Below are 18,370 nucleotides of genomic sequence, written 5' to 3'. Positions count from 1 at the left end.
CGGCAGGGGCGCGATGTGCCCAGCGTCTCAGGGACGAATTCAAACGGCCGTTGTTGCCGGCGAGACACACAGGGTCCTCGGTCGGACATGATAGGCTCGCCGCTCGACCCGGAGACGAGCAACAGGTCCAGGCGGCGTCGGCTCGTCGAGCCGCGGCGCGGACGAGGCCCGATGAGCGAGCGATCGAGCGATCCCGGCCGTGGCGAATCCGCGCTGCAGGCGATGCGGGCGGTGACGGCGGACATCTGCAGCGTCGCCCCGCTCGGCGCGCCGGAGGAATTCCAGGTCTCGTCCGTGACGGCGGCGACCGGCAACGGGCTCCTGGTCGAGAGCGTCTCCACGGCGTTGGAATACGATCGCACGCCCGCGCACATCGCCCGCGGCGGCATCGATCATTTTCAGATCACGTTGTGTCTGCGGGGCGGCATGCATTTTACGTCCGGTCGTCGCGAGGCGGTGCTCGGCCGCGGCGACGTGTGCCTGATCGACATGGCGCAGCCGAACCGGACGGTTCTGAGCGGGGGCGCGGACGGGGGAGCCACGACCCGTCTCGTGTCGATCATCGTCCCGCGCAGCGTGATGGCGCCTCGCCTGGCGCATCCGGATTCGGCGACCGCGTCGCTGCTGCCCGGCGGCGGTCGCGCCGCGCAGCTCCTGGGCAGCCAACTGTCGGCGCTGCGGGACGGCCCGTCGCCGGAGAGCCGGGCGGCGGTCGAGGCGATGGCCGACATCGTCGCCGGCGCCGTCGGCAGCGCGGCCGAGGTGGACGGCGCCGTCGACCGGGCCGACCGCCATCTCGTCCTGGCGATGATCAAGCGTCACATCGAAGCCCATCTGGACACCGAGCCGCTCACCGCCGAGGACCTGTGCCGCCGGTTTCAAATGTCCCGGGCCGGCCTCTACCGCCTGTTCGAGGCGGAGGGCGGGCTCGCGCGCCATGTGCAGGAGCAGCGGCTCAACCTCGCCTTGCGGCGGCTCGCCGCGCCGGCGTCGCGCAACAGGCGACTGATCGATCTCGCACTCGATCTCCGGTTCAGCGGCGACTCGACCTTCGTGCGCGCCTTTCGCCGCCGGTTCGGGCTGACGCCGGGGGAGGTCAGGGGGCTGGCCGAGGCGTGGCTGCGCGACACCGGAGCACAGCCCGGCCCCGGCGATGTGCTCCGTCACGTCGGCCGAGGCTGAGCGCCGTCGGTCGGCGGACGGCACGCGACGCCGGTCTCCCCGGCGGTGGTCGAAAAAAACCGCGGAGGGCGGCCCGGACTCGTGCTAGTTCGCCGGAGCATGGTCGGACGGGCAGGCCGGCGCGGGAGAGACGAGATGACACCTGGGGCCTCTGTGGCGGCCGCGCCGGCCGACAACGCGAACCTCGAAACCCTCCGCCATACCGATTTCAAGGAACTGGGCGAGCGCATCGAGGGCAAGGTGCGCGACATCTACGTCCAGCCCGAGCGTCTCGTGCTGGTGACGACCGACCGCCACTCGTCGTTCGACCGCATCGTCGCGCACATTCCGGGCAAGGGCGAGGTCTTGAACCGCACCGCCGCCTTCTGGTGCGACGAGACGCGCGACATCGTGCCGAACCACGTGATCGCGCTGCCCGATCCGAACGTCACGGTGGCCAAGCGCTGCACGCCGCTGAAGATCGAGATCGTGATGCGCGGCTATCTGACCGGCGTCACCTCGACGTCGATCTGGACGCACTATCAGGCCGGTCGGCGCGACTTCGGCGCCTTCGTGCTGCCGGACGGCATGCGCAAGAACGCCCGCCTGCCTCGCCCCGTGTTCACGCCCTCCACCAAGGAGGACACCCACGACGAGACCATCACGCCGGCGCAGGTCTTGGAGCGCGGGCTTCTGTCGAAGGATTTGCTCGAACAGGTCGAGGACGTGGCCCAAAAAATGTTCCGGCGCGGCCAGGAGACGGCGCTCGCCCGCGGGCTGATCCTGGTCGACACCAAGTACGAGATGGGTCTCGATGCCGACGGACAGCTCACGCTGATCGACGAGATCCACACGCCCGACTCGTCGCGCTGGTGGATGGCGGATTCTTACGAGGCGCGCTTCGCCGCCGGCCAGGAGCCCGACTACTTCGACAAGGAGTTTCTGAGGCGCTGGTTCGTCGACCACTGCGATCCTTACAAGGACGCCGTGATCCCCGAGGCGCCGGCCGCGCTCGTCGCCGAGCTGTCCGCTCGTTATCAGCAGACCTTCCATCGCCTCACCGGCCAGACGCTGACGCCGCGCGAAAAGGGGCGTTCGCTCGCGGCGCGCATCGCCGACAATCTGGCGAGCTATCGGATCTGATCGGCGCGGGGGTACGGCAGGCCCGGTCATTCCGGGGCGCGGACCTTCAGGTCCGCGAGCCCGGAATCCATAGTCCCGGTGCCGGTGGCTCACGGAAGACAGGGCGTATGGGTCCTCGTTTCACCCGCACTCTGCTCGCGGCATCCTCGTGCGGCCGGGGCCGTTCGGCATCCCTTTACGCTTCGTTAACCATGCCGGCTTAATTGTTTCTTTAGAAACAATTCTGCCGAGGCTCCCATGTCGGCTTCGATCGGTCTGACGAGCGCGCTGTCGAGCTACACGACCGGCTCCTACGGACAGAAGACCGCGAGCGCAGCGACCCAATCCACCGCGTCGAGCGGCACCGGCACGACTGCCACATCGACCCAGGCCGGCAGCTCGGCCACCGTCCTGACGCTGTCCGACGAGGCCAAGGCGCTTCTGGCTGCCATGACGGCGGCCGGCACGAGCGCCGCCGGCGGCTCGGCGCTCGCCCGCGCCCAGGCGGCGCGGGCCTGGCTCGATCAGCAATACAAGTCGCTCGGGATCGGCTCGGCCCTGGTCGACGGCCAGGTGGCGGTCGACTTCACGGCGCAGGACCGCGCCACGCTCGCGGTCGTCGCCGCCGGCACCGGCGACCTGTTCACGGCCGACGAGAAGAAGGCCGCGGCCTCCGTGCTGCAGGCGCGCTTCGAGGATGCGCTCGCCCCGCATGCGGTGATCGCCCGCCATACCGGCGACTATGCGAGCCTCTACGCCGCCGCCGCCGACTATCTGGACGCCGCGAGCCCGGAGGAGCGCGCGACGCCGGGCTGGGTGGCGCGGCGCGAGGCGGTCACCGAGGGACTCGCCGCGGCGCGTGCGATTTTCGGCAAGGCGCCCGACACCGGCAACCAGAGCGATCCCGTCCGCGCCATGCTGGACTCGCCGGCGCCCGGCACGACCTCGCCGGGCAAGACCGCGACGGCCGACACGCTCGCGGCGCGCGCCCGCGCCGCGCTCGACGCCCAGGCCGGCCGCGCCCGCGACGCCGGCACCGAGCTGGTGTTCGACGGCACGCGCTCCGGCCGGATGGTCGACTTCGAGTCCTTCGACAACCGCACGCTGGCGGTGGTCGCCCAGAACGCCGACGGCCAGTTCGCGGTCTCCGAGGCGCGCGCGGCCCGCAAGGCGCTGGAGCAGCGCACGCGCACCACGCTGCTCTCCGCCTTCACCGGTTCGGGCGGCGATCCCGCGGCCCGCAGCGTCGCGCTGATCCGCCAGTATTCGTCGATGAGCGCCGAGGAGAAGGCGCTGCTCGGCTTCAGCGAGAGCTTCACCGACAACGTCCTGAAGAACTACCGGACCGTGACCAGCATTCAGAACATGGTCGACGCCATGAACGCCTCGACCGGCTCGCTGCTCGGCGGCGCGAGCTTCTGAGGCGCGTCGACGGACGTGTGACGTGCACGCTTCGCGTGTGCCGCGCCGGCTTGCGCGGCTGTCCGGGGGTGGCTAGAAGCAACGGCAGCATCATGCCACCGCCGAGGGCCCCCGCCTCATGCCGTGACTGACCTTCGCGCCTTCGTATCGTTGATGCCGCATCGTGGATGTCGCACCGCGCGTCCGCACACCCCCGATTTCCCCTCGAGCGTCCCGTCCATCGATGTCATCCGAACTCTCAGCTCCGCCGGTCGTGGAGACCGTCGCGCCGTCGCGCGCGCGCTCCTCGCGTGCCGTCCGCCTCGTCGCGCCCGCCGTCGCGCTCGTGATCACGATCGTGCTCGGCGGCATGGTGCTGCTGCAGATGCGCGCCCAGGACGCGATCGCGGAGCGCGACCGCGACACCCGCATGCGCCTCGTCGCCGGCGCCGTCACGGGCGCCTTCGACAACGCCGGCAAGTTCGCGCTGTCGCTCGCCGAGGCGTCGGCGCGCCGGCCGAACGTCGGCGAGGCCTTGGCGCGGCGCGACCGCGCCCGCCTGCAGGCGCTCTCGCAGGGGCCTTACGAGTATCTCAGCCGGCAGGCCGGCGTGCAGATCTACGGCTTCCACACGACCGATCTTCGTTATCTGCTCCGCATGCACCGGCTGGAGACGTTCGACGACGACATCTCCGGCTTCCGCCCCATGGTGGTCGCGGCGAACCGCGGCCGGCGCGCCCAGGCCGGCGTCGAGATCGGCATCGCCGGGCTGGGCGTGCGCGGCATCGCGATCGTCGAGCACGAGAAGTCCCCGGTCGGCACCATGGAGGTCGGGCTCGACCTGCGGCCGATCCTCGATCTGGTCAAGGCGTCGACCAATGCCGACGTCGCCGTGGTGATCGCGCCCGCCATGGTCGGCGTCGCGCTCGATCCCAAGCTGCCGCGGTTCGGCGATCTCGTCCTGGCGCTCTCCACCGACGACGACCGCTTCGCTGCGCTCTTGAAGAGCACCCGCATGCGGGCGCTGCGCGACGTCGAAGTGACGACCCGGGAGATCGAAGGGCGGCCGTTCAGCGTGGTGTCGCAGCCGCTGGTCGACTTCTCGGGCCGGCTGGTCGGCATGACGATCGCGCTGGAGGAGATCCCGAACGACCGCGGCCGGCTGCGCACCGAGCTCGTCGTCGCCGCGCTGTGCGGCGGCATTCTCGCCTGGATCGTCTTCGCCGTGCTGCTGCGCATCGCCCTCACGTCGCGGAGGCGGCCGTGAGGCGGCGCCTTTTCGCGCCGGCGCGTGCCGTCGCGCCGGCGTTCGCGGCCCTGGCGCTCGCGCTTCTCTCGGCAGTGCTGCTCGGGTCCGCTCCCGCGGCGGCCGCGGACGATCGCACCGCGCTGCCGGCCGGCGTCGAGCTGCCGGTGCGGGTGCGGGTGGCGCTGCGCGTCCTCAACGTGCTGGAGGTGAAGGAGACGGCCGGGGAGGGGCGCTTCTTCGTCGAGATCACCCAGCGCTGGATCGATCCGCGGCTCGCCTTCGACGCGATCGCGGTCGGCTCGGGGCGGATCGACCGGATCGCCGGCGAGGCCGACGCCTTTCTGGCCTCGATCTGGACGCCCGGACTCGTCCTCGACAACCAGATCGGCGGGCGCGACTCGCGCACCGTCGCGGTCGCGACCTCAGCGGCCGGCGAGGTCGTGCTGATCGAGCGGTTCGAGGCCGACTTCCGGTTCCGCATGAACATGGACGCCTTCCCGTTCGATCGCCAGAATCTCGCTTTGTCGCTCTCGCTGCCGCGCTACGCCAAGCAGGAGGCGATCCTGATCACGACCGAGACGGACCGCCTGCTGTCGGGGGTCGAGGAGTCCTCGCTGGTGGTGTGGCGACCGGGGCGGCTTCGCTTCGCCAACGAGGAGACGATGGGCTGGAACGCCCGCAGCTACTCGCGGCTCGCCGCCACCGTGGAGCTGGTCCGCCAGTCCGACCGCTACATCCTGCGCATCTTCGTGCCCCTGTTCGCGGTGCTCTCGGTGTCGCTGTTCGTCCTCTGGTCGCCGGCGCTGCGCGAGCAGGAGAAGGACAAGGGCACGATGATCTTCTCCTCGCTGCTCGGCCTCGCGGCGCTGAGCTTCACGTTCGAGTCGAGCTTTCCGGGGGCGATCTCGCTCAACACGCCGGTCGCCCAGATGATCTCGCTCGGCTATCTCTATCTGGTGCTGGTGCTGATGATCGAGGTCGGGCTCACCGCCGCCTGCGCCGACCCGACCCGCCGCTTCCACGCCGCCTGCCTGGAGCTGCGCTGGCAAATCCGCTGGGCCCTGCCGGTGATGATGCTGATCGTCTGCGTCGGCATCGCGGTACGGGCGCTGCCGGGCTGACATCGGCGCCGCGGGCGCGGCGGCCGAGGCGGAGCGTCGCAAGAATACCGTCCGGACGGTCGGAACGGGGACGGGCGGTCGCGGTTGACCGGGTGAAACCAAACCCCGGAGGCCTGATATGCCTATTCTGTTGTGGTGGCTGGGCGTGCCGCTCAGCCTCGTCCTGGTGCTGTGGCTGGTGGGCGTGATCTGATCGGGCCGTTCGTTCGGTCGTAGCTCACGCGCAGCCGTAGCCCGCATGGAGCGAAGCGGAATGCGGGTGGACCTCGGCCGGCTAGCCGGCGCGTGGTCCCGCATTCCGCGGTGCTCCATGCGGGCTACGCGCGTGCGGCGCGCGGCTGCCGCGACACAATCGCGTCAAGCGGCGGCCGGCCGGTTGAACTCGGCGGCCCGGGTCGTTAAGCCTCGGCCTCATGAACACCCCCGTTTCAGCCGAACCGATCCAGAGAGCGAACATCCAGGGCGCCGCGATCCCGAGGGCGCAACCGCTGCTCTCGACGAAGCCGCTGTTCTCCTGGCCGCGCCACCGGGCCGAGCGGCGGCCGGCGCCGTTCCTGCCGATGAGCCGCGCCGAGATGGACCGGCTCGGCTGGGACGCGTGCGACATCGTGCTGGTGACGGGCGACGCCTATGTCGACCACCCGAGCTTCGGCATGGCGATCATCGGCCGCCTGCTCGAGGCGCAGGGGTTTCGGGTCGGCATCATCGCGCAGCCGGACTGGCAGTCGGCCGAGCCGTTCAAGGCGCTGGGCCGACCGCGCGTGTTCTTCGGCGTCACCGGCGGCAACATGGACTCGATGGTCAACCGCTACACGGCGGACCGTCGGCTGCGCCACGACGACGCCTACACGGCGGGCGGCGAGGGCGGCAAGCGGCCGGACCGCTGCACGCTGGTCTATGCGCAGCGCTGCCGCGAGGCCTTCAAGGACGTGCCGATCATTCTCGGCGGCATCGAGGCGTCGCTGCGCCGCATCGCCCATTACGACTACTGGTCCGACAAGGTGCGCCGCTCGGTGCTGGCCGACGCCAAGGCCGACCTGCTGCTCTACGGCAATGCCGAACGCGCCGTGGTCGAGGTGGCACATCGCCTGGCTGCGGGTGAAGCGCCGCGCGACCTCGACGACATCCGCGGCGTCGCGCTGTTCCGCCGCGTGCCGGAGACCACCACCGAACTTCACGCCGACGATCTCGACGCCGCCGACGAGGGCGCCCGCCAGGTGCGCGGCGACGTCGTGATCAGGTTGCCGAGCTGCGAGCAGGTCGAGCAGGACAAGGAGGCTTACGCGCGGGCGTCGCGGGTGCTGCATCGGGAGAGCAATCCCGGCAATGCGCGGCCGCTCGTCCAGCGCCACGGTGACCGCGACCTGTGGCTCAACCCGCCGCCGGTCCCGCTGACGACCGAGGAGATGGACGCGGTCTACGGCCTGCCCTATGCGCGGGCGCCGCATCCCGCCTATGGCGATGCGAAGATCCCCGCCTGGGACATGATCAAGTTCTCGGTGACGATCATGCGCGGCTGCTTCGGCGGCTGCACGTTCTGCTCGATCACCGAGCACGAAGGCCGCGTCATCCAGAGCCGCTCGGAAGGCTCGATCCTGCAGGAGATCGAGCGCATCCGCGACCGGACGCCGGGCTTCACCGGCGTGATCTCCGACATCGGCGGCCCGACCGCCAACATGTACCGCATGGCCTGCAAGGATCCGAATATCGAGGCCTCGTGCCGAAAGCCGTCCTGCGTGTTCCCCGACATCTGCCCGAACCTGAACACGTCGCACGACGATCTGATCAGGCTCTATCGCAAGGTGCGCGAGGTGAAGGGCGTCAAGAAGGTGATGGTCGCCTCCGGGGTGCGCTACGACCTCGCGGTGACGAGCCCGGACTACATCCAGGAGCTCGTGTCGCATCACGTCGGCGGCTACCTGAAGATCGCGCCCGAGCACACCGAGCGGGGGCCGCTCGACAAGATGATGAAGCCGGGCATCGGCGCCTACGACCGCTTCAAGGAGATGTTCGACGCCGCCGCCAAGAAGGCCGGCAAGCAGTACTTCCTGATCCCGTATTTCATCGCGGCGCATCCGGGCACGACCGACGAGGACATGATGAACCTCGCGCTGTGGCTCAAGAAGAACCGCTACCGGGCCGACCAGGTGCAGACCTTCCTGCCGTCGCCGATGGCGACCGCGACGGCCATGTACCACTCGGGCGTCAACCCGCTGCGCGGCGTGCGGCGCGGCGCGTCGGAAAGGGTCGCGGCGATCACCGGGCTGCGCCAGCGCCGCCTGCACAAGGCGTTCCTGCGCTATCACGACCCCGACAACTGGCCGCTTTTACGCGAGGCGCTGAAGGAGATGGGGCGCAGCGACCTGATCGGGTCGCGGCCGGACCAGCTCGTCCCGGCCCACCAGCCGCCCGGCACCGGCAAGGCCGCCGGCACGAAGCGGCCGGTCCGCCCCGGCGCCGCGGGTGGAAAGACGCAGCGCTTCACCACCAAGGGCGTACGGTTTCGGTGAAGGCGGCCGCACTGCGGTAATCAGCGGAGGATGACGGTTCCGGCCTGCCCGGCCGAAGCATCCGCCATCGTTCAGCCATAGGTTTCACAGTATTCTGCCGCCGCGCGCTCATGGAAACAGGGGGAATTCCATGGTTTCGGCCCGTCGGCTCGCTGCCGTCACGCCTCGGCTCGTTGCCGTCACGACGGTGTTCTCGCTGGCCTTCGCCACCTCTGCCCTGATCCTCTCGGCCCCCGCGGCGCGGGCGCAGGGGGCGCCGACCTGCGACGAGGCGGCCGGCGTCGCCGTGCTGCCGTCGCCGGTGGCGCCGTGGAAGGGCGCGCCCCTGCGCGTCCTGTTCACCTCGGAAAAGCCGCTCGACGGCGAGCTGACGCTCGTCGCGCCCAATGGAACGGTCGCGGCGAAGTCCCGCGACCGCCGCGGCGGTCCGCCCTACTTCTGGGTTGCCGAGGTGGCGCAGCCCGCCGCCGGCACCTGGCAGGTAACGCTGAGCCGCGACGGCGCCGGCTCTGGCGGAACAACGGCCGACTGCGCCACCATCTCCCGCGAGATCGCCGTGAAGCCGACCGAGCCGCCGCGTCCGAAGACGCAAGGCGGCAGCGTCTGGCCGGTGCGGGCGAGCTGGACGCGGGCCAACGAGAACCTGTTCTCGGCCTGGGTCGAGCGGCTGTTCGACGCCCCGCTCGACGCGCCGCCGCCGTCCTGGAAGGCCCTGCACGAAGTGCTGCGCGACCGCTCGCGCAATCTCCTGTTCAATCACCTCGGTCTCGCCGAGGACCAGGCGAACCTCGTCATCCGGCCCGACTGCGCCGACCTTCCGTACTTCCTGCGCGCCTATTTCGCCTTCAAGATGGGGCTGCCCTACGGCTACGCGAAATGCACGCGCGGCGGCGGCGGCCAGGCGCCGCGCTGCCCGGCCTGGTGGAACATCCAGCGCGAGGAGCCGCGCGCGGCGCCGCCCCCGGAGGAGATGGTCGCCTCGGCCGATCCGGCCATGCCGCCCCCGTCGTCGCCCGGTCTGTTCGGCATGCTGCGCCAACAGCAGCAGGCCGCTGCGCCCGCGCCCGTGACGCCGGCCCCCGGCGCCAAGCCGGCGCCGAAGCCGTGGTCGCCGCCGCCGCGACCGGCCGGGCTCGTCCCGGGCTTCGCGCATTACCTGAAGTGGTCGATCGGCGACGGCGTCCATTCCGGCTCCGGCCGCACAGCGCTCGCCGACGACGCCACCGACTACTATCCGGTGGCGCTCTCCGAGGAGACGCTGCGGCCCGGCACCATCTATGCCGATCCCTACGGCCATCTCCTGGTGATCGCCAAGCGGGTGCCGCAGTCGGGCGACGCCGCCGGCGTGATGCTCGCCGTCGACGCCCAGCCGGACGGCACCGTCGCGATCAAGCGCTTCTGGCGCGGCAACTTCCTGTTCGCCGACGATCCCGCGCTCGGCGGCCCCGGCTTCAAGCGCTTCCGCCCGGTGGTGCTGGAAGGCGGCGGCATGCGGCGGCTGACCAATCGCGAGATCGCCAAGAACCCGAACTACGGCGACGTCTCGCTCGACCAGGGGAGAATGTCGGTCGAGGCCTTCTACGACCGCATGGAGGACGTCATCTCGCCGTCCCAGCTCGATCCCCTGCGGGCCATGAAGGAGGCGATCCAGGCGCTCGACGAGCAGGTGCGGGCGCGCGTCACCTCGGTCGAGAACGGCCGCAAGTATCAGATCACGGGCAAGTCCGCCGACATGCCGGACGGCGCCGCGATCTTCGAGACGACCGGCGCCTGGGAGGACTTCGCGACGCCGTCGCGCGATCTGCGCCTGCTGATCGCCATCGACGTGGTGCGCGGCTATCCGGACCGCGTGGCGCGGCGGCCGGAGCGCTACGCCATGCCGGCGGGCAAGAGCGTCGCCGACGTGAAGGCCGAGCTGGAGACCGTGCTGGCGGCGGAGCTATCGGCGCGAAAGTTCAGCTATCCGCGCACCGACGGCTCGCAGTGGACCCTCACGGTCAAGGACGTGGTCGACCGCGTGAAGGCGCTGGAGATGGCCTACAACGTCAACGACTGCGCCGAGCTGCGCTGGGGCGCCCCCGAGGGCAGCCAGGAGGCGTCGACCTGCAAGGGCCGGGCGTCGTCGTCGCAGCGCGCCAAGATGACGGACTACCGGGCCTGGTTCGCCGAGCGCCGCCGCCCGCCGCGGGGCTAGGGGCTTGCACCGGCGCGACCTTCTGGCCGGGATCGCGGGCGCCGTATTGGCGCCCGTCTTGGCGCGGGCGCAAACACCGTTCGATCCGCGCCTCACGCCGGCGCGGCCCGACCTCGCCGCGAAGCATCTGGAAGGCCAGGTCACGGCGGCGCGGTTCGCCGACGGCCGCGCCTATGAGGTCGTGGCGGGTCGCGCGCCGATGCGAAAGACGCCGGCGGCCGCCGCCGAAATGCTCACCGAGGCCTTGGCGGGCGAGCGAGTCACCGTCTACGACGTCGGCGAGGACGGCTTCGCCTGGGGCCAGCTCGCCGCGGACGGCTATGTCGGCTACGTGCCGGCCGGCGCGCTCGGTCCGCCCGGGCCGGCGCCGACGCACCGGGTGACGGCGCTGCGCACCCACGTCCTGCCGGCGCCCTCGGTGCGACGTCCGCCCCTCGATTCCCTTCCCTTCGGCAGCCGCGTCGCGGTCGTGCGCACCGACGGCGCCTTCGCCGTGACGGCCGCCGGCGGCTTCGTGCCGCTTGCCCATCTGGCGCCGGCGGACAGCCTGCAGGCCGATCCGGTCGCGGTCGCGGAGACGTTCCTCGGGGCGCCGTATCTGTGGGGCGGCAAGACGGTCGCCGGCCTCGATTGCTCCGGCCTTGTGCAGGTCGCGCTCACGGCCTGCGGCATCGCCTGTCCGCGCGACACCGACATGCAGGAGACGGCGCTCGGCCGCCCGCTCGACACGCCGATCGATCTCGGCGCGCTGCGTCGGGGCGATCTCGTCTTCTGGAAAGGGCATGTGGCGCTGGTGCGCGACACGGCGACGCTCCTGCACGCCAATGCGCATCACATGGCGGTCGCGACCGAGCCGATCGCCGCCGCGGTCGCCCGCATCGTCGCGAGCGGCGGCGGGGCCGTCACGTCCGTGCGTCGCCTCGCATGAGAGAGGCCGTCGCGAGGCGACGTGAACGATGCGCCCTCGGCAATCGCACGTAAGTGATTTGCCCGACAGACCATGGTCGTAGTCGCATGGTGTCGGCGTGCGTCGTGATCTGCTGCGTTGCGAAGATCCGGCTTGTTTTCAAGGTTTTCCGGGCTCGGTCCGGGTCATCCCGGGAGGACGCGGAGAGACCGTCCGCGCCGTTGCGTCCGTAGTTGTGCTGCTTATGATCGCTTCCGTGATCACGTTACGATTTCACCATCGGCGCGGTTGCAAGGGGCTGCGCCATGGTCGCCCGGCACCGGATTCGTGCCGGAGCAACAGTCCCGATTTCAAAGACGCGACCGCACAGAGGGTGTGGTCGTCACGGGACTGTCGAGTGCGTGAGCGATAGGTCGGCGACGGTCGACGATGATCGATGTCGCCAATGATCGTCGTGCCCATGGATCGTCGTGGGGTCTCGGTTTGATTCGAACGGGAGAGGAGGTCAGGTGGATATTTTCTCGCTTATGATGTCGTCGCTGCGTGATGGTCACGCGATCGTCGGAAGCACCGAAACGGGAGTCGGCGCCGTGTTGCTCGCGGTGACGCCGGCGGGCGACGGTCGCTTCTGGGTCACGGTCGGTGTTCCCACCGCCGACCACGGCACCGTGTGGCGGGGCCCGACCACCGCGGTCACCCGCACGATGGTCGCTGCGGTCGTGGCGCAATGCGCGCCGGGGACCGACTGGAGCGGCGCCAGGTGGAGCGTCGAGCCGTGTGCCGTGAAGCCCGATGCCGGCGTGCACTGGCACGACCCGGGCGCGGTCGCGGATTTCTGGAAGGCGATCGCCCGGCTCCTGAACGGCGACGAGCGTCTGCGGGTTGCCTCCGCGGCGTGAGCCGAGAGCGCCCGCCGCAGCGCGGGCACCACCTCTGCGGTCCGGCGACTGCCAGCTTCAGTACAGCGGCGGCAGTTGCCCGACCTTGAACGGGCCGAGCAGCACGGCGCCGTCGGCGAAGCGCAGCGGCACCTTCACGGCGCGCTTGCCTTCGAGCTCGGTCGCCGGCCCCAGGGCCTCGGCCGAGACGCCGCCACTGGCGGCCGGGCCGCGCAGGACGTTGCCGAGCCCCGGGAGCAGCTTGTCGAGCCCGGGCGCGAGCTTCTCGCGGGTCGCCTGCGGCAGGAGCTGATTGACGAGCTGGTCGACGCCGAAGAGCGGCAGGAGCTTGTCGGCGTTGACGACGACGAGCTGCAACTCGCCGTCGAGCGCGCCGCGCGGCGACAGGCCGAGCGTGCCCGTGCCGGTCGCCACGATGTCGCCCTGCTGCAGGCGGGCGCGGGTGATCTCCAGCCGGCCGCCGGCCGCCTGCAGGGCGCGCAGCGTCTCCTTGAGCGGCCGCGGCTTGAGCGACGGCAGGCCGCGCAGCACCCCGACCGCATCGATGTCGAGCGGCACCACGCCGGCGCGCCCGAGCACCGGGGCGCTCGCCTCGTCGAGCGACAGCGCGAGATCGAGCACCGGGTTCTGCCGGGCCGAGCCGCCGGCGATCCGGGCGTGGAAGGCGGCGCGCGCGGCCTGGCCGACCAGGCCCTCGCGGGCGCCATCGAGCGACGTCGCGATCGGCCGGTCGAGCACCACCGACAGCCGCTCCGGATCGGTCGGCAGCCCGCGCAGGCTCGCCTGGGCGAGCGACCAGTCGATCGCCAGCACGGGCGCCGCCCCGATCTCGCCGATCTTCAGCGGGCCGGTCGCCTCGCCGACGATCAGGGTCGGCTCCCAGATCTGCGCCACCACGGTCGCGCCTTTGGCTGCGAGCGTGGCCGGCGGCGTCGCCGACCGCAGCGCGGCGACCGGGTCGGTGCAGCGGAACTCGAACCGGAACGGGAAGCCGCCGACATCCTGGGTCGCGCAGGTGTAGTCACGGCCGAGCGCCGCCTCGTTCTCCTGCCAGCCGGCCAGCACGGTGCGGGTGACCGAGGCGGCGTGGAACCAGAACGCCGTCCAGCCGGCGGCGATCACGGCCACCAGGACCAGCGGCAGCGCGATCAGCCAGGGCCGGCGCTTGCGGCGCGCCGGCAGAAACTCGTCTTCGACCGACCTCACGGTTGATCCTTTCGCGCTTTTCGCGACCCGGCCCCGGGCGCGACGCCGCGACGGGCTTGCCGCGGGCCGGGGGGGCTGTTAGGCGAGCCTTGTGGCAGTCTGGTGTCAACCCGTCCGAAGCGCCGCTTCCGGGTCGCGCCGCGCCGGCGCCAGCAGGAACGACAGTGGCCACGACCTCCGACATCGACCCGAAAGGCATCGATCACGGCGACGGCGACCTGTGGGTCTTCGGCTACGGCTCGCTGATGTGGCGGCCCGGCTTCCCGTTCGTCGCGCGCGTGCCGGCGCGGCTCAATGGCCTGCACCGGGCGCTGTGCGTCTACTCCTTCGTGCATCGCGGCACTCCGGAGAAGCCCGGCCTCGTCCTCGGCCTCGACCGTGGCGGCACCTGCCGGGGCATCGCGTTCCGGGTCGCGGCGGAGCACCGGGCCGAGACGGTCGCCTATCTGCGGGCGCGCGAGCAGGTCACCCACGTCTATCTGGAGACGCTGCGGCCGGTCGTCCTCCTCGACGGCGCGGCCGGCGAGGCGCCGAGCCGGGCAGAGGGCGGCGGACCCGGCGAGGCGCCCGGCCCGACGGACCGGCGGGTGCGGGCGCTGGTCTATGTGGTCGACCGCAGCCACCCCCAATATGCCGGCCGGCTCGACCTCGAGCAGCAGCTCCATCTGGTCCGCCAGGGGCACGGCCAGTCGGGACCGAACCGCGATTACGTCATCGCCACGGTGCGCGAGCTGGAGGCGCAGGGCTGCCGCGACGTCGGCCTGCACGCCATCGCCCGGCGCCTGATCGCGCCCGAGGCCCGCCCGTCTCACGACCGGCCGGCCGACACGCCGTCGGGCTGAACGGGCGATCCGGCCGGCGGTGCTGCCCCGAGCCGTCCCTGTCCTTCGGCGACCAGCCGGGCCGTCGCCGGCTCGATCGTCTCCTGCAGCCGCTGCAGAAACGCCCGCCGGGGCAGCCCGGGCGGGATCGGGTCGAGCACCTCGACCAGGATGGTCCCGGGCGGTCTCAGGAAGCTCCGCCGCGGCCAGTGCAGGCCGGAGTTGAGGGCGATCGGCAGACAGGGGACCGCGAGCTCGCCGTAGAGCAGCGCGATGCCGGGCTTGTAGTCGGGCGGCGCGCCCGGCGCGCTGCGGGTGCCTTCGGGGAAGATCAGGATCTGGCGGCCGTCGTCGAGCAGCGCGCGGGCGGCGCGGCTCATCTTGACCAGGGCGGCGCGGCCGGCGGTGCGATCGACCGGGATCATGCCGGCCTTGCGGGTGTACCAGCCGTAGAGCGGGATGTAGGTCAGCTCGCGCTTGATGATGAAGCTCGGGTCGTCGAACAGCGGCAGGAGCGCGAAGGTCTCCCAGGCCGACTGGTGCTTGGCCGCGACCAGCAGGGCGCCGGGCGGCATCTTCTCCAGGCCGCGCCACTCGACCGCGATGCCGCAGATCGCCCGCAGGAGCCAAACGCTGGTCCGGCCCCACGCCTTCGCCATCACCACCATGAAGCGATGCGGCAGCAGCAGGGCCGGCAGCGCCGCCAGCAGGAAGGCGACGGTCGTGGCGTAGAAGGCGATCGTGAACAGGACGGAGCGGACGACGATCACGTTGCGGGTCCCGGCGGAACGGCTGCCGGCGGCCGAGGCCGGCGCTGGGCGACGTCGGTGAGATCGACCACGGGCTCGATCCGGATGCGCGCCAGCGCCACGATGTACTTCACGTACTCGGTCATGAGAAGCCGGGCGTTGGCGGCGCTCGACCACCACGGCTCGGCCCGCGCCGGCGTCACCACCGGATAGGGGATCAGCGCGACCTCCGGCAGCCGGTGGCCGAGCTCGGCCATGGCGCGCGGCATGTGGTAGCTCGAGGTGACGACGACCAGCGAGCGGACGCCGCGGTCGTTGGTCCAGCGCCGCGTCTCGACGGCGTTGCCGATGGTGTTGCGCGCCTCGTGATCGAGGTCGATGCAGCAGGCGAACAGCCGCTCGAAGTCCGGCACGTTGCGGGCCAGCTCGCTCGAGTTGGTGGTGCGGTGGACGCCGGTGATCAGCAGCCGTCGGCCGCGCCCGGAGGCGAGCAGCTCGACCGCGTCGACCACCCGCGAGGCGCCGCCGGTGAGCGCCACGATGCCGTCGGCCGTGCCGGCGAGCGCCACCTCGCGGCGCGGCACCCGGTCCGCGAAGGCGACGAAGCCGGCCAGGAAGGCGACGACGGCGAGCCCGCCGAGCCCGAGCGCGGCGAGCATCAGCCGGCGTAGCGTATGACGGGCAGGGCGGGGCGCCGCGGCGGGCAGGCGCCCGGCAGGCAGGCGCACGTCGACGCTGCCGGGCGGCCCCGGGGGGGCGCCGCCCGCGCGGTCGCGCGCCGATCGTCCGTCCTCGACTGCCATGAACTCACGTCCCGACGACGAGAATATCGCCAAATCCGGCGCCGGGAAGGCGTTCCCGGCGACCGGCGAAAAGGCTCCCCGGGGAGGGGATGCCGTCAGCGCACCTGCCGGAGGGTCGCGGCCACGACCCGGCGCGACGTGAACGCCGTCACCGCGCCGACCAGCACGACCTGGACGAGCAGCACCAGGTAGCCGCCGATGCCGAGCGACAGGCCACCGAACATGGCGGCCGCGTCGGCTCCGCCGAGCCCGAACAGGCGGCCGCCGATCAGCCCGAGGATCAGGAACAGCAGCACCGCGGCGCCGCCGCCGATCGCCCCGCCCTGCAGGCCGAGGAACAGGAAGTGCCGCATGAACTGCCCGGCCACATAGGCGTCCTTGGCGCCGATGAAGTGCAGCACCTCGACGGTCGGCCGGTTGGTCGCCATGGCGCCGCGGGTCGCGAAGGCGACCGACAGCACGGTCGCGGCCGTCACCAGGGCCAGGATGGCGAGGCCGATCGCCACCACGGTGTCGGCCATGGCGCGCAGCCGGCGGGTGAAGCCGCGATGGTCGTCGAGCGTGGCGCCGGCGACCTCGGCGGCGAGCCGCGCCTTGAGGGCGGCGAGATCCGGCGGCCGCCCGGACGCCGTCTCGACGACGATCAGGCGTGGCACCGGCAGGCTGTCGAGCGACAGGCCGGAGCCGAGCCAGGGTTCGAGGAGGCGGGCCGATTCGGCCTTGTCCTGCGCCCGCACGGCGGTGACGCCCGGTGCTGCGCGGGCGATGTCGACGGCGCGCACGACGTCGACCTCGAGGTCGCGCCCGGCCATCGGCCGCACCTGGATCGTCACCTCGCGGGCGACGTCGGCCTGCCAGTCGGAGGCCGCGCCCTTGACCAGCACCACGGCGCCGGTGGTCAGCGAGGCCAGGAACGTCATGATCGCGACGACGGCGGTCAGCGCCGTGGCGGAGATCGAGCTGCGCGGCACGATCGGGGTCTCGCGCGGCTTGCGGCGCAGGAGGCCGGCGAGCGCCGCCAGGCGCGACCGCCGCTCGGCCGGCGCATGGCCGTCGTCGTGAGGGTCGTGCGGGTGATCGTGGTCGTGTCCGTAGTCAGTCGTAGACATGGATCCGACCCTCGTGCAGCACCAGCCGGCGCGCGTCGTACTGGTCCATCAGGCCGATGTCGTGGGTGGCGATCACCACCGAGGTGCCCGACTTGTTGAGCTCGATGAACAGCCGCAGCAGCCGCTTGGCGAGATTGGGATCGACATTGCCGGTCGGCTCGTCGGCGAGCAGGAGCTGCGGCCGTGCGATCACGGCGCGGGCGATGGCTGCGCGCTGCTTCTCGCCGCCCGACAGGATCGGCGGCAGCGACGTCATGCGGTGGCCGAGGCCGACCCAGTGCAGCAGCTCCTCGACCTCGTGGCGGTAGCTCTCCTCCTCGCGGCCGAGCACCCGCAGCGGCAGCGCCACGTTCTCGTAGGTCGTCATGTGGTCGAGCAGGCGGAAGTCCTGGAACACGATGCCGATGCGCCGCCGCAGCACGGCGAGCGAATCCTTGTCGAGCGTGGCGACGTCGTGATCGAACAGGGTGATCAGGCCGCGGGTCGGCTTGAGCGACAGGAACAGGAGCCGCAGCAGCGAGGTTTTGCCGGCGCCCGACGGGCCGGTGAGGAACTGGAACGAGTGCGGTTCGATGCGAAAGGTGAGGTCGCGGAGGACCTCCGGACCCAGACCGTAACGCAGCCCCACGTTCTCGAACCGGACCAAGCCGTTCTCCGCTCCGTCCCGCGCGATCGGGACCCCCGCGCCGGCCGCCGCGCATCCGCGGCTCTCGACGATTCGCACCCTTTTACTCGAAGCCGCGGCCGCCGGCACGTCCGCACCGGCGGAACGCCGTCGCCGTCCCCGGCCTGCGCCCCGGCGCCCGGTCGCTTCGCGTCCGCGCCGCACGCATCGGTGCCCATCCGTGACAGCACCACCATTTTGGTTTCCGGATCATTAACGAAACGCAGGCGATAATGCGGGGGAACGGGACTGCGAAGTGTCGGCGTCATGAAGATCGTCTGCCCGCGCTGCGAGGCTTGGTACGAGGTTCCGGACGCGTCCGTCGGACGCGGCCGGTCGGTGCGTTGCGCCGAATGCCGGACCGAATGGACCGCGACGGCCGAGGACGCCGCTCGCGCCGAGGAGGTGGCGTTCCGCCGCGAGGCCGCCCGCCGCGAGGCCGCCCGCCGCGAGG

16 protein-coding genes are annotated in these 18,370 nt (G+C 71.5%); 11 read left to right on the top strand and 5 right to left on the bottom strand.

Features of this window, described 5'->3' with window-relative positions; genetic code table 11:
- The first annotated feature begins 171 nt into the window (after positions 1–171).
- The 9 genes from CCR97_RS16980 to CCR97_RS16940 all read left to right on the top strand — a co-directional run bounded on the left by CCR97_RS16980 (position 172) and on the right by CCR97_RS16940 (position 12,564).
- Positions 172–1,182, top strand: coding sequence for a helix-turn-helix domain-containing protein (locus tag CCR97_RS16980; protein ID WP_111356691.1), 1,011 nt, complete (start codon positions 172–174; stop codon positions 1,180–1,182).
- 135 nt (positions 1,183–1,317) lie between these two features.
- Positions 1,318–2,304, top strand: a complete 987-nt coding sequence (locus tag CCR97_RS16975) for a phosphoribosylaminoimidazolesuccinocarboxamide synthase (RefSeq protein WP_170145778.1) — start codon at positions 1,318–1,320, stop codon at positions 2,302–2,304.
- A gap of 237 nt (positions 2,305–2,541) precedes the next feature.
- Positions 2,542–3,705, top strand: a complete 1,164-nt coding sequence (locus CCR97_RS16970; protein WP_111356689.1) for a hypothetical protein — start codon at positions 2,542–2,544, stop codon at positions 3,703–3,705.
- Between the two features lie 223 nt (positions 3,706–3,928).
- Positions 3,929–4,951, top strand: coding sequence for a cache domain-containing protein (locus CCR97_RS16965; RefSeq protein ID WP_111356688.1), 1,023 nt, complete (start codon positions 3,929–3,931; stop codon positions 4,949–4,951).
- Positions 4,948–6,054, top strand: a complete 1,107-nt coding sequence (locus CCR97_RS16960) for a ligand-gated ion channel (protein WP_245428794.1) — start codon at positions 4,948–4,950, stop codon at positions 6,052–6,054. Before CCR97_RS16965 ends, CCR97_RS16960 begins: the two co-directional genes overlap by 4 nt.
- A gap of 413 nt (positions 6,055–6,467) precedes the next feature.
- Complete coding sequence (locus tag CCR97_RS16955) at positions 6,468–8,564, top strand: YgiQ family radical SAM protein (RefSeq protein ID WP_244670507.1); 2,097 nt, start codon at positions 6,468–6,470, stop codon at positions 8,562–8,564.
- Between the two features lie 130 nt (positions 8,565–8,694).
- Positions 8,695–10,758 (top strand): hypothetical protein, encoded by a 2,064-nt coding sequence (locus CCR97_RS16950; protein WP_111358273.1) that lies wholly within the window; start codon positions 8,695–8,697, stop codon positions 10,756–10,758.
- 58 nt (positions 10,759–10,816) lie between these two features.
- Positions 10,817–11,686 carry a C40 family peptidase gene (locus CCR97_RS16945; RefSeq protein WP_111358272.1) on the top strand — a complete coding sequence of 290 codons (870 nt, stop codon included), beginning with the start codon at positions 10,817–10,819 and terminating at the stop codon, positions 11,684–11,686.
- A gap of 488 nt (positions 11,687–12,174) precedes the next feature.
- Entirely contained in the window at positions 12,175–12,564 is a 390-nt protein-coding gene (locus CCR97_RS16940; protein ID WP_146618798.1) for a hypothetical protein, read from the top strand.
- 57 nt (positions 12,565–12,621) lie between these two features.
- On the opposite strand, the gene CCR97_RS16935 is transcribed toward CCR97_RS16940, so the two are convergent.
- On the bottom strand, positions 12,622–13,770 hold the full coding sequence (locus CCR97_RS16935) for a DUF2125 domain-containing protein (protein ID WP_111358270.1): 1,149 nt from the start codon (positions 13,768–13,770) through the stop codon (positions 12,622–12,624).
- 164 nt (positions 13,771–13,934) lie between these two features.
- Here CCR97_RS16935 and CCR97_RS16930 point away from each other — a divergent pair, with 164 nt between their 5' ends.
- Entirely contained in the window at positions 13,935–14,612 is a 678-nt protein-coding gene (locus CCR97_RS16930) for a gamma-glutamylcyclotransferase (protein ID WP_245428987.1), read from the top strand.
- On the opposite strand, the gene CCR97_RS16925 is transcribed toward CCR97_RS16930, so the two are convergent.
- The 4 genes from CCR97_RS16925 to ftsE form a co-directional block, all read right to left on the bottom strand.
- Positions 14,579–15,361: a lysophospholipid acyltransferase family protein gene (locus tag CCR97_RS16925; RefSeq protein ID WP_111358269.1), complete on the bottom strand. Its 783-nt coding sequence runs from the start codon at positions 15,359–15,361 to the stop codon at positions 14,579–14,581. The genes CCR97_RS16930 and CCR97_RS16925 overlap by 34 nt on opposite strands.
- The gene (locus CCR97_RS16920) at positions 15,358–16,143 is read right to left on the bottom strand and encodes a YdcF family protein (protein WP_201159688.1); all 786 of its coding nucleotides are present in this window, start codon (positions 16,141–16,143) and stop codon (positions 15,358–15,360) included. The genes CCR97_RS16925 and CCR97_RS16920 overlap by 4 nt, the downstream gene beginning before the upstream one ends.
- 95 nt (positions 16,144–16,238) lie before the next feature.
- Complete coding sequence (locus CCR97_RS16915; protein ID WP_244670506.1) at positions 16,239–17,252, bottom strand: cell division protein FtsX; 1,014 nt, start codon at positions 17,250–17,252, stop codon at positions 16,239–16,241.
- Positions 17,239–17,898, bottom strand: a complete 660-nt coding sequence (gene ftsE, locus CCR97_RS16910) for a cell division ATP-binding protein FtsE (RefSeq protein ID WP_111360503.1) — start codon at positions 17,896–17,898, stop codon at positions 17,239–17,241. Before ftsE ends, CCR97_RS16915 begins: the two co-directional genes overlap by 14 nt.
- 285 nt (positions 17,899–18,183) lie before the next feature.
- Here ftsE and CCR97_RS16905 point away from each other — a divergent pair.
- Positions 18,184–18,370, top strand: a 187-nt coding sequence (locus CCR97_RS16905) for an MJ0042-type zinc finger domain-containing protein (protein ID WP_201159687.1), incomplete at its 3' end; no start/stop codon positions are given.

It is taken from the genome of Rhodoplanes elegans (genome assembly GCF_016653355.1).
Taxonomy (GTDB): Bacteria; Pseudomonadota; Alphaproteobacteria; order Rhizobiales; family Xanthobacteraceae; genus Rhodoplanes; species Rhodoplanes elegans.
This window is presented reverse-complemented; position numbering and strand designations above follow the sequence as displayed.